This window comes from Jeotgalicoccus huakuii, assembly GCF_036665975.1.
Lineage (GTDB): Bacteria > Bacillota > Bacilli > Staphylococcales > Salinicoccaceae > Jeotgalicoccus > Jeotgalicoccus marinus.
This window is the reverse complement of sequence record NZ_JAVIYN010000007.1, coordinates 1-14,319: the sequence shown is the minus strand read 5'-3', so window position 1 is coordinate 14,319 and position 14,319 is coordinate 1. Positions and strand designations below refer to the sequence as shown.

Sequence of the window (14,319 nt, the reverse complement as noted above, 5' to 3'; positions counted from 1 at the left end):
AGTTTTACCCCTTAAATTTTTTAGAGTTTAAATTTAAATCTACACCGGTCAAGTAAGACTTTTCCTTTAATAAATCAGCTAATGTCTCTACATTATCACCTGATTGGGGTGCGAGCCTACTACCGTATTCAACAACGATTGCTTCAATTAATGTCACTAAAGAAATTACAGTGAAGTGTTTGGTACTGGTATCTACCTTCATTATAATTTTGGCATACTGACTGATCGGATTTGATAATTCATCTGTAATAAGAATCACTGGAATACCGTTCTTATGGGCAATCTCCGCAACATCTATCATGCGATTGGAATATGGAGAGAAGGCAATAACTACAATAACATCCTCATGATTAAGTAATATTAATCGGTCTAAAATATTATCTATATCCATAGACAATTGATGTACTCTAGGTTCAAATTCTGTTAGTAAAGCTTCCATATACATCGCCATTGCTTTATAAGGTCTTGATCCAGCAAGATGAATATGCTTACTTTCAACTAATAGATCTACAGCCACATGTAAGCTGTCTAAAAGTTGTGGTGTTAAAGTACGCTTTAATACACTAATATTTTCACTCCAAATATCTTCAATCAACTTATCAGAGTTTTCGTCTTGATCCACATCAAATGACGATTGAATACGACTCCACTTGGATGCATAGGTTTTGTGAATTTCAAAGAACTGTTTCTTTAAATCAAAAAACGAACTATATCCTAATTCTTGAGTAAAACGTAAGACTGTAGTTGTTCCAACACCCACTTCTTGTGCAAATTCTTTTACTGACATCATACTAATTTCTGAATGATTTTCTAATAGATAATCACAAATAGCCTGATGTTTCTTTGTCATTTTACTCTTATTCTCTATTAAATAGTCCAGTATAGTTCTGTCATCCATATCCACACCTCCATGTTCATGGGTACATAACCACGTTTAGTATCAAATTATAGCATAATAAAATGGTTTGATATCCACCAAAATAAAAATATTTGGCTTATCATACTTTATTTATAACTAAAGTATGTTAACATAATTTATTGTTGACTCAAAACTCTAGAGGAGGAATATTATCAGCACTGCTAATAAAGACTCTATCAGAATTGCTTTTGCTTATCTCAGTTTTATCGTAGGTGCAGGTTTTACAACTGGACAAGAAATCCTACAGTTTTTTGTGAATTATGGAAAGTTCAGCCTTGTTGGAGCTATAATTTCCGGACTCATTGTTATCTTTGCAACAAGACAAGTTGCAAAAGTCGGTTATCGACTCGAAGCGGAATCTTATGACATATCTTTAAATGCAATGTTTGGTCCTATAGTAGGTCGAATCATTGATTACCTACTCATTTTCTTCCTTTATGGAACAACTATAATAATGATTGCAGGTGGTGGAGCAGCCTTTTATGATGGCTTTGGTGTACCAACCTGGCTCGGATCACTTATTATTGTGTTACTCTTATTTGTCGTATTACAAGTTAAATTCGACAGCATACTTTCTATATTAGGCGCAGTCACGCCTTTACTCGTAATAACAGTATTAGTTATTGCAGGTTATAATATTTTAAATCCGAGCGTACCATTCAGTGAGGTAAACCAACACACTGATATTTTTACCACACCTACAAGATCTTGGTGGTGGGACGCTATCACATATGGTGGTTTAATTATCGGTAACAGTTTTTCATTCTTAACTATCGTCGGTGCAGAAGCAGACAGACATAAAATTGCTCGACGTGGTGCTTTATACGGCGGAGTTATCTTCTCAGTATTACTATTAATAATGGTGGCAGGTATTTTAAGTAATATCCAAGAAGCAAATACGGTTGAATTACCGACTCTACTCATGGCAGAACAAATCCATCCCGTATTAATGTATACAATGGCTACCGTAATGGTTGCCGTCATTTTTAACAGCTGTGTGGGTATGTTATATCCACTACTAAATCGCTTTACTGCTCCAAATAGTAAACCATATAGACTCTTACTATTCATTTTACTAATATTAGGCTATCTATTTAGCTTTGTAGGCTTTGCTGACTTAGTAAATACTGTCTATCCACTGTTTGGTTATATCGGTCTATTTATTACCTTAGCCTTACTCATTAGATGGATTACAAACAAGACAAGTAAGAAAAAATTAATGTAATATAATAATTCACTAGTTGTGTGCACTATATTTGATTTCAAAAAAAGCTCCCCCTTAAGTTTTTACTTTTTTAAGTGTCTACTTAGGGGGAGCATATCATTATTCATTTACTATTATTCTTATTTTTTTCACCTTTGGGGTCAATCGCTCCCATAATAACGCCTAATAAGATACCAGCGGGCATACCCAAGGCAACTCCTAAGGCAAGATTATCAATAAATATACCTATAAACATCCCAATCACAGGCCCAAAAGCAATTCCTATCGCAAACCACTGCATGTTCAAGCCGCTCTCATGTTCATTCTGAGGGTCCTTTTTCTCTTCATTATCCAAGAATACAGCCTCCCCACATTGTTTGGTTAGTTCCATAGTACCATCAATAATCTTTAAACGCATTGTTCACTGCTAAACGTGCTGCAGTTAATACACTGTTTTTAAACATTTTCTCATCAGCTGAGCCGTGTGTGATTACAATTGGCGCCTTAATTCCCAAGATAAAACCACCACCGATATCTTCATTGGTGAATCTATTAACCCTCTGTTGAATAGCACGTTCGACCACGGCTAATGTCTTCTTATCCAACGATTCTTCTGTAGTTATAACTGCCAATAAATCATTCAATAATATTTGGCTAGTGCCTTCTACGGATTTCAGCAGAATGTTACCAGTAAAGCCGTCTGTCAGTACAATTTCATTCGTACCTTTTAAAATATCTGTCGGTTCTACATTTCCTATGAAATTGATAGTCTGCTCATTTTCTAGATTAGCATAGGCGGCCTTCCTAAAATCATCACCCTTAGATGGTTCGGTACCAATATTTAAAAGTCCCACTCTTGGTTCTGTCACGCCAAGTAATTGTTTAGCAATCGCACTACCAAATTTACCATAATCACTTAAATACTTCGGTTTACTCGCAATATTCGCACCAGCATCAATCAAAAGATAGTATGGTGATTCTTTAGAGACCGTTGGTAATATAGAGACTGCTGCCGGACGTTCTATACCTTCAATAGTTCCAATATAAAACATACTGGCAAGATAGATTGCACCGCTAGATCCTGCAGATATAAAGCTATCTGCCTGTCCTTCACTGACGGCCTTTATACCTCGAACTAAAGCAGAGTTCTGCTTTCTTCTGACTGCTTTTAATGCATGATCATCATCTGTAATCTCATTATTCGACTCGATAATTTTTACACGGTTCATGTCCGAAAATTCAGGGAGAGCTGCCTTGATTTCACGAGGTGAACCAAAAAATAGACAGCTGAGGTCTTTTTGTTCTTCCATAGCTAGGCAAGCACCATAGACTGTTGTATTGACTCCAAAATCTCCGCCTACTGTATCAACTGCAATCTTTATCATCTAGTCCACCTCTTTAAAAACTGGCATGAAACCGAGTGATAGGGCACCTTGACCGAGGTGAGAACAAAAGGCTGTACCAATCAGTCTAGTTTGAATGACTTGTTCAGGTAATACTGACTGAATTGCTGCTTTTAATTTGAGCGCCTTGTGCTCTGAAAGTGTATGTCCAATACTGATTTGTATTTGGTGATTAGGAAACTCTTTACTGTAAGCTAAAGCAAGTTCAGCCAATCCCTTATTTCGTTGTTTTGTAGTCCGATATGTTTCTCTTAACAAAGGTGTATCATCCTGTACATATTCTAATACTGGGAAGGTTTTTAAGGATTTCTCTGCAACAGGTTTTAAAGACTTTCCTCGTCCGCCTTTTATAAAGTGATCACTTTTCTCAAGTCCAGCAAAAAAACAACTCGAGGTCATTAACCATGTGAGCGCTTCTTTAATCGTGTCATAGGGCTTATCCTCATCAATCATTTTTGTGAGTTGAATAATTAACTGTTCCATATTAACTGACAGCCCCAGAGAGTCAATGTTATGAATCGTTAACTGGTTTCTATATTCTTCACTAATTGCCTCGGCAGTTTGAAAAGTCCCGCTTACTTTAGAACTTAAAAATATTCCAATGACAGTGGTATAACCTTTTCCGATAATTTGTCTAAATTCTCTATGATAGTCTTGAACCGCTGGTTGAGAGGTCTTAGGTTGATTTTTTGTATCCTGCATCCATGTTTTAAACAATGCATTTAAATGGACTTCATCAGTTGATTCTGTAATTACCTCACCATTTGGGAGCGCTAAGGTAAAGTCAACTTGGAACACATCTTCTCGCTCTCGGAGCGACTGAGGTAAATAAGCTGAGCTATCGCAAAGTACTGCTATCTTCATTCGCAATTCCTCCTAGAAAATATCTCTTTCTAATCATTCCAATTTTTGAACAATAGAGAACCATTATGTCCACCAAATCCCATGGAATTTGAGAGTGCATATTGAATCATTTGAGTACGACCAGTTAATGGTACATAATCCAAATCACATTCTGGGTCATGGTTCCTTAAGTTTAGTGTAGGGTGTATAAAATCATGCATCAATGATTGAACTGTCACTACCGCTTCAGCACCACCAGAAGCACCGTACATATGCCCCACGTAGCTCTTTGTACTAGATATAGCTACATTATAAGCTGCTTCTCCAAGCGCAAACTTTATAGCTTTCGTTTCACTTAAATCATTGGCTGGTGTGCTCGTACCATGGGCGTTAATATATGAAATATCAGCAGCTGAGATATTTGCCATCTTGATTGCTTTTTTCATTGCTGTACCAGTAGCATGCCCGTCTGGTCGAGGTGCTGTTACATGGTATGCATCCGTTGTCGCACCATAACCAACAATCTCAGCATAGATTTTAGCTCCACGCGCCTCGGCTGATTCTAGAGATTCCAACATTAAAATCCCCGCACCTTCACCAGGAACAAAACCGTCACGTTCTTTGTCAAATGGGCGAGATGCTCGGTCTGGATCCGACTCTGTCGACATCGCTTTTAAGACTGAGAAACCACTATAAGAAGAATCATTTAACGTCGCTTCCGCACCGCCTGCAAGACAAGCGGTCAGCTGTTCAGATTTGATTTTAAGAAATGCCTCACCGATAGAGTGAGTGCCACTCGCACATGCTGATGATACTGCCATTGAGTCTCCTTTTATTCCGAGATGCATGGCAATACTTGCAGCTGCCATATTGACTGGTGTTTTGATATGAAAGAGTGCCTCTACTTTGTTCGGACCTTTATCGTGTAGTTTTCTCACATTATTCTCCATAGCGAGATAACCCCCTGATCCGGTACCAACGATGACACCTACATCGTAAGCATTCCCTTCAGTAACTGTAAAACCACTCATATCAATCGCTTCATTAGCCGCTACCACAGCATATTGCGCAAATAAATCCATTCTTTTCGCGTCTTTTCTGCTGATCACATGCTCTGGATCAAAGTTTTTAACTTCTGCAGCAAGTGTCGTTTTGTAATCTTCTGGATTCACTTTTGTCGCACGTCCAATACCATGCCTATTATCTTTAATACTTTGCCAAATATCGTTTACGTTATTACCAATCGGGGTTACGGCACCCATGCCCGTTACAACAACTCGCACCATACTTCATCCCTTCAATTCCTTTAATAGATACCATTTTAATATACATTGTAATCCTATCATAACGACAAGTATTCCACTTATAACTTCAATCCCTTAGAAAATTGGCCTTCATTATGCTATACTTCAACGAAATATAGGTAGGTGTCGTTGATGAAGAGAGTAGAATTTTTTAAATATATTTTAATTGCATGTGTTGGAGGTGTGCTGGATTTAGGGCTGTTTTACATCCTGTATACTTTTACAGATATTCATGTTCAGCTTGTAAATCTGATTAGTACGTTTGTCGGGGTCACGACAAATTTCCTAATCAACTACTATTTTAATTTCAAGGCTTCCAGCAAATTTTTCAAACGCTATATCTCTTTCTTAAGTGCTGGGATCATAGGCTTTGTTATTGTCTCTCTACTCGTCTTTCTCTTCCATCAGACCCTAGGATGGAATGCGATATTAGTAAAAATATTCGCGACAATGTTTGCAACACTAGTCCAGTATGTCATTAACCGTTATATTTCGTTTAGACGTTATAGAGCGATATAAAAAATACCGCCTGATGGCGGTATTTTATTATTTAGACTGATATAAGAGTGTCTGTACAAAAAATGTAATAAAGCTGAGTAACAATGTAACGCCGCCACCAATATAGAGAATCAATGAAAAGACTTCTGGTAAGCCGAGAGAAGCAACATTGTTAACAAACATACCTAATACTAGACCTGTCGTTCCAATAATTGCAGTCCAAACGTGGAATTTTGCAAGACCATTGTATTTCACATTAAATACCTGGTAAAAGACTGACCAAGAAAATAGACTTAACCAACCTACAACGAGAATATGGGCGTGAATTGGTCGAAGTGCATATGAACCAGATCCCGCCATATGTGCACCCATGACTGAACCAATTAAGCCGAATAAGCCTGCTGCAACCAAGAGAATTTTAACCGGACTTTTCATAAAAATGCTCCTTTTTCTTTTTTAGTAATACCTACATAGTACTGGTCGTATATGAACTCAATATGAACAAGTTTAAATCTTTTCCTTGCAACATTAAACTTATACCGTTATTATAGACTCATAATATCCATAAAGGAGCGTAAGGCTTTGAAGTTTTCTAGAGGAACAGATTATGCATTACATGTTATGGCTTTTTTAGCTAGCCAACAAGATAAGAATGAAAAATTCCCAGTTGCAGACCTATCTAAGAAACTGAAAGTATCGACAACATACCTTTCAAAAATACTCGCTCGATTAGTTAAACAAAGATATATCATAGCGAGTAGTGGGGCTAAAGGTGGCTATTCTCTACCAGAGGATTGGCAGGATATTTCAGTCTACGATATTATCCATGCAATTGATGGACACCCCTCTCTTTTAGAGGACAGCTTTAATCATGGTGATGAATGTAAGATTAATCGTTTAATGATGAGTGTTGAAAATGATATGATTCAATCATTAAAAAGTAAAAGCATCGCTTCTTTAGTTTAAAAAAACGATTTGATTCTTCAGTTCGTTTTTTTAATCGAGTTATAATGGATATAAAGACTCTATAATATATATAAAGGTGGAATAATATGTACGATGTAATTATAGTTGGCGGTGGCCCAGCAGGTTTAAGTGCAGCATTAAATTTTGGACGAGGTTTGACAGCAGCCTTAGTCATAGACAATAACCAACCTTGAAACAAGGTAACGACAGAATCACATGGCTACTTAACACAAGATGGCGTATCACCAGATGAGTTTAGACAAAGTGCCAAAGCAGATGTAGTAAAATACGAAGATGTTGAAACAGTTGAAGATCGTGTAGTGAATATCGTCAAAGAAGATGGAGTTTTTAAAGTGACGACAGAAAAAACAAGCTACGAAAGTAAACAAGTGCTTCTGGCAACTGGAATAAGAGAATTTTACCCGGACATTAAAAACTTCGAACAGTTTTATGGTAAATCAGTATTCTACTGCCCATGGTGTGATGGCTATGAAATGAAACATCGCCGTATCGCTATAATGGTGGATGAAATGTCAATTGACCATATTGTCATGCTTCTATCTAATTGGAGTGATGATCTATTAATCTGTACCAATGGAAATGATGTGTTGACCGAAGAACTTAAAGCGCTGTTTGACTCAAAAGGTTATGCCTATAAAGACGCTGTGATTACAGAGATGACTGGTCAAGATAATCAAGTCGAAAGCTTAATCTTTGAAGACAATACAAGCGAAGAAATTGGTGGCATGATTGCTTCCATGAAATGGGATACAGATTATGAATCCCTTAAGAATCTAGATGTAGACCGTGATGAAAAAGGGCAAATCATAACAGATCAATTTGGTGAAACTTCCGTTTCTGAGCTATTTGTTAGTGGGGAGACTAAAGCTAACTTTGCAAGACCATTAATCAATGCTGCCGCCGATGGTGGAGATGTGGCGAAATTCATGATAATTAAACGTTTAAAAGAAGACTTTTATAAGTAAGGTAAAAACAAGTTAGTCTGCTGTCTAGAACTAATTTGTTAGAATGAAGTAAAGAGAATTTTGAACCTTTAAGGTGGTTATATGAAAATCTTAATCTATGATGGTGACTGCAACATGTGCAGTCGGTTAATCCAGTTCGTTGTTTTTATCAATAAAGATAAAAACTTGTATATTACGGATTTCAATAGCCAGTGGACTATAGAGAATGTGGACTTAAATCCTAATGTCGACAGCCTAATATTTATAGATAATAACCAATTGTACTACTATTCCGATGCCGTTATTCAACTTACGACAGCACTTCATCCATTATTCAAAATTGTGAGCATTACCCATATCGTTCCGAAAAGTTTAAGAGATAAGCTTTATAGATGGATTGCGAAAAATCGTCACCGAGTTTTTAAAGATGATAAATGCAAGATGTCGAACGATAAATTTAGAGCTATGTATCTAGCTTAATTCAGAGCACCTCGTGAGAGCGGGGTGTTTTTTGTTGCTTATAATCCTTATGTTTCTAGTTATACCAACAATCAAAAACACCGTACGTTGACTTACAACGTACGGCTTATTTTTATAATGATTCAACAAATGCTTCTTCAGCTTCACTAGCTGGATCAAACACTATTTCCTCGGAAATATTTTGTTCTATAAACTTCTCATATAATTGTTTAGCAATACTTTCGTTGAATTCATTTATAAAACCAAAAGATACTTCAATTTCATCTTCATTTTCTGTCGCTACCCCTTTTAAGTGGGCAAAGATACCTTCTTCAGTACATAGTGTTAAATATTTTACGTCTTCCAGTCCAAGCTGATGCTCGAAATCAGGGATTGCTTCTAATTGTACATTCTTAATTTCCATGAATAAAAACTCCCTTCGGTGTATACTTTCACGTACCCAGAATATAAAGTGGGCAATCTTAGTATTCTAGAAAATATTTTGTATAATATGAATAAAATCACATATTAAGACTGTAGAGTTATTTAACCACGAAGGCGCTAAACTCGTGCTCGTAGATCTTGATGAAAATAAACGACAAACAGTTGCAAAAGAAATCGGTTGAGATACAGTTTTCGTACAAGCGGACGTAACGAGTGAAGCAGATGCTAAGAAGGTATTTGATACGACAATTGAAAAATTTGGTCGAGTAGATATATTATTTAACAACGCTGGAATAGGTGCAACTAAACCAACACACGAAGTATCTTATGATGAGTATAGAAAGACAGTTAATGTTGACCTAGATGCAGTATTCTTATTCTCGAAATTTGCAATCGACTTATTCAGAAAACAAGGTAGCGGAAATATTATCAATACAGCTTCTATGTATGGTTGGATTGGTGCAGCCGGTAGTGCTGCTTACAATGCTGCAAAAGGTGGCGTAATTAATTTAACGCGTTCTCTCGGTGTTGAGTATGCCGCTGAAAATATTAGAGTAAACGCCTTATGCCCAGGCTTCATTGATACACCAATTATTCATGAAGAAATGAAGCAATCACTATCAGATGTCACACCTATCGGACGATTAGGTACATCAGAAGAGATGGCTAAAGCTGCTTTATTCTTAGCATCAGACGATTCATCATTTATGACAGCGAACACCCTAACTGTCGACGGTGGCTTTACAGCACAATAATAATAAATTAGGGACGGATGCTGACTGATACAGCAGTCCTGTATCATCAGTCCGTCACACCCGATGACAAATAAAGAAAGAGCAGTCTTTGACTGCTCTTTCTTTATTTGTCATCGGCATAATTTTCAAGTAAGTTAGGCATCTCCAAATGTACTCTAAAGGCCCATACTTAAAGACTTTCGACCAGTAGTAGGTAAAGATTAACTGGATGACATATATGCCTATGCAAAGGAATAGTGTGTAAATAAGGCGAGTTGGTCCATCAAAAAATATTGTACCTGCTAGCCAAATTAGAACTGTTTGACCGATGTAGTTTGTTAATGCCATTCGTCCGTAATATTTTAGGGGCGAAAGTAATTTCATTCCGAGATTAGTGTTTAATAAGCTGATCACTAATGTTGCATAAAAGATTGTCAGCACTGGTGATAGCATAAATACGATATGATTATATGAGTTCACTTGATCTGGGTACTCTTCAAATGTTCGACTTGTTTGTTCAACTAAGTCAATATGAGGTAAAACGTAGTATGATTGCATAATTAGGACTGCTGCCACACTAGCTAAACCAGAAAGGATACCAACAATCTGCCATTTTCTTTTCGCTTTTGTAAATGTATAGATTAAACCATATTGTGCAAATGCATAACCTAGTATAAAGTAAGCAAGTGCAGCCAGAATTTTCACGTCAAAGTACAGGCAAGCAACTAACAGTATCAGGCCAAGGATTACATTCAATTCCTTTTTCAAAAATGAGAACAGGAGTAATATTAATCCGAAAATCGCATAGCTAAGCAACGCTTCACCCGGCTGAAGTTGCATGTGTAATAGACCAAATACTGCAAGTACAACGATTCTTCTTAAGTACAACATGTAAATATTTTGAGACTTCTTTTTTGCATTATTTATAAAAATATAAAAGCCTATACCAAACAATGTCGAAAAGATGGTAAAGAACTTACTTTCTACAAAAAAATCTAAAAGTTTTCTATATAGAATATCAAGTTCAGTATGCGGGCTCTGTACACTGATGATTGCGCCAACATTGACTAGGATAATACCTAACAAGGCAAATCCACGTAAATAATCTAAAGCATCAATCCTCTTGTTTAAAGTATTCATTTTTTCATCTCGTTTCTTAATTTTTAACAAGATGTATCGTAACTTATGTCGACATGCTTTACAATAACTGTGACTATAATGTCACTTCAGAAGTATATAATGTTAGATAAAAATAGATTCTTAATAATAATTACTACTTTATACCTGTGAAAGGAGGAAAATTTCATGAATCCAGAAGAACAATCAGATGGGTTTTCTTTAAGATCTACCATCTCTTTATTAGCAACAGTAGGTGTAATCGGCCTATTAATTTGGTTGAGTTTTAATGTCAATGTGCCTGAACCTGCCGTATTAAGAGATATGATTCAAGGATATGGATGGGCTGGTTGGTTAGTCTTTATAGGGATAACAGCACTCATTGCGATCACACCAATTCCCGTAACAATACCAGCGCTTGTTGCAGGCTCATTATACGGTGTCATTGCAGGTAGTTTATTCTCCTTCACAGGTGTGATGATTGGATCATGGCTTGGCTACTGGTTAGCCCGACTTACAGGACAAGATCTCACGTTTAAACTCTTGGGTCGGCATGGGACAACTGTTAAAAAATACTTGAGTAACGCAGGCTTCTTAGCGATGTGTACGGCAAGATTGATGCCAGGCCTACCATACTGGCCTGTTAACTATGAGGCAGGTGCACTTGGGGTTAATCAGTATGCATTTGTAGCAGCAACTTTTGTTGCATCTATACCAGGACAAATCTCCTTGGTTGCCCTCGGTGCCTTCGCTGCCAACCAATCACTATTCAATGGCATCATATTAGTAGGGGCTTGGGTATTAGTACTGATATCAACTTGGGTGTCTTATCGCTATTGGCGAAATGCACGTGAAGATAATTAATATATCAATAAATAAAATCCGTATGTTAACTATTTAAAGAACATACGGATTACTTTTCATTTTTTCCTACGCCATTGCTCAAAGGTATGTTCATGTTTGTTTCTTTCATCTACTATGCCTTCTTCTTTCCAAACCAATTCGAATTTAGAGTAATCAAATGACTCTGGAAAATATACATCACCTTCAAAAGTATCGTGTATCACTGTTCTGAAGAGTTCATCCACCTCATCTTCAAATAGTTCGAACAATTTAGCGCCACCAATGATATACAAATCACGTGCTTCCTGTTTATCAATTTCTAATATCTCTTCCTTAGAATGAACGATAATCGCACCTTCAGCCACATAGTTTTCATCCGAGGTGAGGACAATATTTCTCCGATCTTTTAAAGGTCTATTTGGTATTGTTTCATACGTTTTACGCCCCGTTACAACATCACCACGCATGGTGATATCTTTAAAGAACTTTACGTCATTAGGTAATCTCCATGGTAACTTGTCACCACTGCCAATAAGTCTGTTTTGATCCTCTGCCCATACATATGCCAACATACAGTATCACTCCTGTAAGATTTCTAATCTACAACTTTACATCATTGATTAGTTAGTCTTTACCCTTCCAATAATTTTCTCAATCGTGTTTTGATTCCGTGTAGTTAGTGTAATTCCCAATTTCTTTTCTAAGAAATTGTTATTAATCTTGGCATTATGCATACCGTTAGACAAATAATAATATATCGCCTCTTCAGTAAAAGTGATATATTCTCCCTCCTTAGACAGAGCCTGTATTTCTCCTTGTTTCTCAGTATCTATTTGAGACATACTTGTAGCGATATAAACAACGCTATTTCTATATTTTTCTTCTTTATAGGGATTGTGATCTGCAATCATTTGAAGCTGATCAACAGTTTTCACAATAACAGGTAATTCCGGCCCGAGATCATTCTTAATCGTCTCATGAATATCACTGCTAATTTCTTCTGCTGATTTATCAGAATCAAAAATGATATTGCCACTTTGAATGTAGGTTGTTACGTTATCGTAACCCGCTTTAGAAACAACTTCATTTAAATCTGCCATCATTACCTTATTCTTACCTGTCGGCATGACACCTCTTAACAGAGCGATATACTTCATAATCGTCCTCCTTAAAATGAGTATCTTAGAACACTTCAATTTATTATACCCAAAATAATAAGCTAATATTTTGATTATTCTTTCTAATTATTTCTATACTTGAATTACTAAATGAAAAAGGAGAATTGCAATAATGACAGATAAGATTGTGCTCATTACAGGTGGCGCCGGCGGAATTGGTCAAGCTATTGCGAAAGAACATTTAGACAACGGTAATACAGTCGTCCTAGTAGATTTAAAAAAAGAAGCATTGAATGCAGCTAAGGATAACCTCGGTGGTGACAATATCGAACTTATAGTTGGTGATGTCACAGATGAAGACAGCGTAAAAAAATATGTCGCACGAACAATTGAAAAGTTTGATCGTATCGATATTTTCTATAATAATGCAGGAATTAATGGTCCATTTAAGCCGATTAAAGAATTAGATAAGAGCGAGTTTGATACGATTATGTCAATTAACACTACTGGTGTTTTTCTCGGCTTAAAACATGTGATTCCACAAATGGAGAACCAAGGATATGGCAGCATTGTTAATACCGCTTCTAATGCGGCATACATTGGTTCTGCAGGCATGCCAGGCTATATCGCATCCAAACATGCCGTAGCAGGTTTAACTAAAACTGCAGCATTAGAGGCAGCAGAGCATAACATAAGAGTCAATGCGATTGCACCTGCTGCTATTGATACAGATATGCTAGCAGATATTCAAAATAACTTATCACCGGGAGAACCTGAAAAATCAGGTGAAGCACTTAAACAAGGCATTCCATTTGGCCGTTTTGGTACACCTGAAGAGGTAGCAAAAGTTGCATACTTTCTTGGATCTGATGCAGCATCATTTGTTACAGGCTCAATGTACAATGTTGATGGTGGTATGCAGGCTGATTAGTGATGTTATATACAAAAAGGCATAACAGATTTAATTCTGTTATGCCTTTTAACTTTTTTCTTATTCTTCTTCTCCAACTACTGTAAAACGCTCATTTATATGTTTAGGTTCTTCAATTTCATCCACAAGTGCAGAAGTATAGTCCGCATAACTAATGTAACTATTTCCTTTAGAGTTAACCATTAGGTTATCTTTACCTGTTTCATATTTACCTATTTTAGGACCTTCTGCATTAAAATCAACTGATGGACTTAAGAATGTCCAAGTGATACCTTCTGAATTCTGTAAGTCTTCTAGGTTTCTACCTTGTCCGCTCGCAGTTGGAACAAAAATTTCCGGGAAATCTTGAGTATCTATCACTTTAGTTGTTTGTGCATCGTCTACGTATAAACTACCTGCACCTCCAACGATAATCGCTCTAGTATCTGTTCCTTTTAGTGCTTCAATCAATGCTCGACCTGCTGTAACGTGTGCTTCTTCTTCACCAAGTGGGGCACCAAATGCGTTAACAACAACATCTAGGTTCTGTAAATCTTCTGAAGTAATATCAAATATTTCTTTCTCTACAACTT

The 14,319-nt window shown here is 36.8% G+C and carries 19 protein-coding genes and 1 pseudogene; 9 read left to right on the top strand and 11 right to left on the bottom strand.

From position 1 onward, the window contains the following. Positions 1-4: 4 nt before the first annotated feature. Entirely contained in the window at positions 5-898 is an 894-nt protein-coding gene (locus V6E76_RS04970; protein ID WP_247350381.1) for a MurR/RpiR family transcriptional regulator, read from the bottom strand. Positions 899-1,172: 274 nt separating this feature from the next. Between V6E76_RS04970 and V6E76_RS04965 the strand changes: the two genes are divergently transcribed. Continuing rightward, a complete protein-coding gene (locus tag V6E76_RS04965) occupies positions 1,173-2,144 on the top strand; it encodes a YkvI family membrane protein (protein WP_342664959.1) in 972 nt (323 codons plus the stop codon). Positions 2,145-2,247: 103 nt separating this feature from the next. Here the strand turns inward: V6E76_RS04965 and V6E76_RS04960 are convergent, their stop codons facing one another. The 4 genes from V6E76_RS04960 to fabF are packed head-to-tail and all read right to left on the bottom strand — an operon-like array spanning position 2,248 to position 5,655. Next, complete coding sequence (locus V6E76_RS04960) at positions 2,248-2,478, bottom strand: glycine zipper domain-containing protein (protein ID WP_156889121.1); 231 nt, start codon at positions 2,476-2,478, stop codon at positions 2,248-2,250. A gap of 43 nt (positions 2,479-2,521) precedes the next feature. Further along, entirely contained in the window at positions 2,522-3,508 is a 987-nt protein-coding gene (gene plsX / locus V6E76_RS04955) for a phosphate acyltransferase PlsX (RefSeq protein ID WP_051220432.1), read from the bottom strand. After that, positions 3,509-4,390 (bottom strand): DegV family protein, encoded by an 882-nt coding sequence (locus V6E76_RS04950; protein ID WP_247350378.1) that lies wholly within the window; start codon positions 4,388-4,390, stop codon positions 3,509-3,511. It lies immediately after the preceding gene. A gap of 29 nt (positions 4,391-4,419) precedes the next feature. Beyond that, positions 4,420-5,655: a beta-ketoacyl-ACP synthase II gene (fabF, locus tag V6E76_RS04945; RefSeq protein ID WP_247350376.1), complete on the bottom strand. Its 1,236-nt coding sequence runs from the start codon at positions 5,653-5,655 to the stop codon at positions 4,420-4,422. 150 nt (positions 5,656-5,805) lie between these two features. On the opposite strand from fabF, the gene V6E76_RS04940 reads away from it, so the two are divergent. Then, positions 5,806-6,192, top strand: coding sequence for a GtrA family protein (locus tag V6E76_RS04940; RefSeq protein ID WP_026865965.1), 387 nt, complete (start codon positions 5,806-5,808; stop codon positions 6,190-6,192). Between the two features lie 27 nt (positions 6,193-6,219). On the opposite strand, the gene V6E76_RS04935 is transcribed toward V6E76_RS04940, so the two are convergent. Next, positions 6,220-6,606: a hypothetical protein gene (locus V6E76_RS04935; RefSeq protein WP_026865966.1), complete on the bottom strand. Its 387-nt coding sequence runs from the start codon at positions 6,604-6,606 to the stop codon at positions 6,220-6,222. Positions 6,607-6,753: 147 nt separating this feature from the next. Here V6E76_RS04935 and V6E76_RS04930 point away from each other — a divergent pair, with 147 nt between their 5' ends. The 4 genes from V6E76_RS04930 to V6E76_RS04915 all read left to right on the top strand — a co-directional run bounded on the left by V6E76_RS04930 (position 6,754) and on the right by V6E76_RS04915 (position 8,582). Further along, positions 6,754-7,137: an RrF2 family transcriptional regulator gene (locus tag V6E76_RS04930; RefSeq protein WP_026865967.1), complete on the top strand. Its 384-nt coding sequence runs from the start codon at positions 6,754-6,756 to the stop codon at positions 7,135-7,137. A gap of 86 nt (positions 7,138-7,223) precedes the next feature. Continuing rightward, positions 7,224-7,331 carry an FAD-binding protein gene (locus V6E76_RS04925; protein ID WP_156889122.1) on the top strand — a complete coding sequence of 36 codons (108 nt, stop codon included), beginning with the start codon at positions 7,224-7,226 and terminating at the stop codon, positions 7,329-7,331. Positions 7,332-7,490: 159 nt separating this feature from the next. Continuing rightward, the gene (locus tag V6E76_RS04920) at positions 7,491-8,123 is read left to right on the top strand and encodes an NAD(P)/FAD-dependent oxidoreductase (RefSeq protein ID WP_198687184.1); all 633 of its coding nucleotides are present in this window, start codon (positions 7,491-7,493) and stop codon (positions 8,121-8,123) included. Positions 8,124-8,204: 81 nt separating this feature from the next. Beyond that, on the top strand, positions 8,205-8,582 hold the full coding sequence (locus V6E76_RS04915) for a thiol-disulfide oxidoreductase DCC family protein (RefSeq protein ID WP_026865968.1): 378 nt from the start codon (positions 8,205-8,207) through the stop codon (positions 8,580-8,582). Positions 8,583-8,694: 112 nt separating this feature from the next. Here the strand turns inward: V6E76_RS04915 and V6E76_RS04910 are convergent, their stop codons facing one another. Continuing rightward, positions 8,695-8,985: a hypothetical protein gene (locus tag V6E76_RS04910; protein ID WP_026865969.1), complete on the bottom strand. Its 291-nt coding sequence runs from the start codon at positions 8,983-8,985 to the stop codon at positions 8,695-8,697. A gap of 91 nt (positions 8,986-9,076) precedes the next feature. On the opposite strand from V6E76_RS04910, the pseudogene V6E76_RS04905 reads away from it, so the two are divergent. Beyond that, a pseudogene (locus V6E76_RS04905) lies at positions 9,077-9,760 on the top strand (SDR family NAD(P)-dependent oxidoreductase). A 54-nt stretch (positions 9,761-9,814) separates the two neighbouring features. Here V6E76_RS04905 and V6E76_RS04900 read toward each other — a convergent pair. After that, positions 9,815-10,909, bottom strand: coding sequence for a DUF418 domain-containing protein (locus tag V6E76_RS04900; RefSeq protein ID WP_247350358.1), 1,095 nt, complete (start codon positions 10,907-10,909; stop codon positions 9,815-9,817). A 135-nt stretch (positions 10,910-11,044) separates the two neighbouring features. Here V6E76_RS04900 and V6E76_RS04895 point away from each other — a divergent pair, with 135 nt between their 5' ends. Further along, the gene (locus tag V6E76_RS04895) at positions 11,045-11,719 is read left to right on the top strand and encodes a TVP38/TMEM64 family protein (protein ID WP_247350355.1); all 675 of its coding nucleotides are present in this window, start codon (positions 11,045-11,047) and stop codon (positions 11,717-11,719) included. Between the two features lie 56 nt (positions 11,720-11,775). Here V6E76_RS04895 and V6E76_RS04890 read toward each other — a convergent pair whose 3' ends face one another. Both V6E76_RS04890 and V6E76_RS04885 read right to left on the bottom strand, forming a co-directional pair. Next, positions 11,776-12,270 (bottom strand): dihydrofolate reductase, encoded by a 495-nt coding sequence (locus tag V6E76_RS04890; RefSeq protein ID WP_026865972.1) that lies wholly within the window; start codon positions 12,268-12,270, stop codon positions 11,776-11,778. 48 nt (positions 12,271-12,318) lie between these two features. Then, positions 12,319-12,855, bottom strand: a complete 537-nt coding sequence (locus V6E76_RS04885; RefSeq protein WP_026865973.1) for a DUF1697 domain-containing protein — start codon at positions 12,853-12,855, stop codon at positions 12,319-12,321. A gap of 133 nt (positions 12,856-12,988) precedes the next feature. Between V6E76_RS04885 and V6E76_RS04880 the strand changes: the two genes are divergently transcribed. Next, entirely contained in the window at positions 12,989-13,747 is a 759-nt protein-coding gene (locus tag V6E76_RS04880; RefSeq protein WP_026865974.1) for an SDR family NAD(P)-dependent oxidoreductase, read from the top strand. A gap of 60 nt (positions 13,748-13,807) precedes the next feature. Here the strand turns inward: V6E76_RS04880 and V6E76_RS04875 are convergent. Next, on the bottom strand, positions 13,808-14,319 hold a 512-nt coding region (locus V6E76_RS04875; RefSeq protein WP_499797719.1), incomplete at its 5' end, for an NAD(P)-dependent oxidoreductase.

Bases quoted from the DNA above. Each gene is read 5' to 3' on its own strand.
- plsX (WP_051220432.1), bottom strand. From the start codon at position 3,508: ATGATAAAGATTGCAGTTGATACAGTAGGCGGAGATTTTGGAGTCAAT.
- fabF (WP_247350376.1), bottom strand. From the start codon at position 5,655: ATGGTGCGAGTTGTTGTAACGGGCATGGGTGCCGTAACCCCGATTGGT.
- V6E76_RS04970 (WP_247350381.1), bottom strand. From the start codon at position 898: ATGGATGACAGAACTATACTGGACTATTTAATAGAGAATAAGAGTAAA.
- V6E76_RS04935 (WP_026865966.1), bottom strand. From the start codon at position 6,606: ATGAAAAGTCCGGTTAAAATTCTCTTGGTTGCAGCAGGCTTATTCGGC.
- V6E76_RS04885 (WP_026865973.1), bottom strand. From the start codon at position 12,855: ATGAAGTATATCGCTCTGTTAAGAGGTGTCATGCCGACAGGTAAGAAT.
- V6E76_RS04940 (WP_026865965.1), top strand. From the start codon at position 5,806: ATGAAGAGAGTAGAATTTTTTAAATATATTTTAATTGCATGTGTTGGA.
- V6E76_RS04890 (WP_026865972.1), bottom strand. From the start codon at position 12,270: ATGTTGGCATATGTATGGGCAGAGGATCAAAACAGACTTATTGGCAGT.
- V6E76_RS04950 (WP_247350378.1), bottom strand. From the start codon at position 4,390: ATGAAGATAGCAGTACTTTGCGATAGCTCAGCTTATTTACCTCAGTCG.
- V6E76_RS04925 (WP_156889122.1), top strand. From the start codon at position 7,224: ATGTACGATGTAATTATAGTTGGCGGTGGCCCAGCAGGTTTAAGTGCA.
- V6E76_RS04910 (WP_026865969.1), bottom strand. From the start codon at position 8,985: ATGGAAATTAAGAATGTACAATTAGAAGCAATCCCTGATTTCGAGCAT.
- V6E76_RS04880 (WP_026865974.1), top strand. From the start codon at position 12,989: ATGACAGATAAGATTGTGCTCATTACAGGTGGCGCCGGCGGAATTGGT.
- V6E76_RS04915 (WP_026865968.1), top strand. From the start codon at position 8,205: ATGAAAATCTTAATCTATGATGGTGACTGCAACATGTGCAGTCGGTTA.
- V6E76_RS04895 (WP_247350355.1), top strand. From the start codon at position 11,045: ATGAATCCAGAAGAACAATCAGATGGGTTTTCTTTAAGATCTACCATC.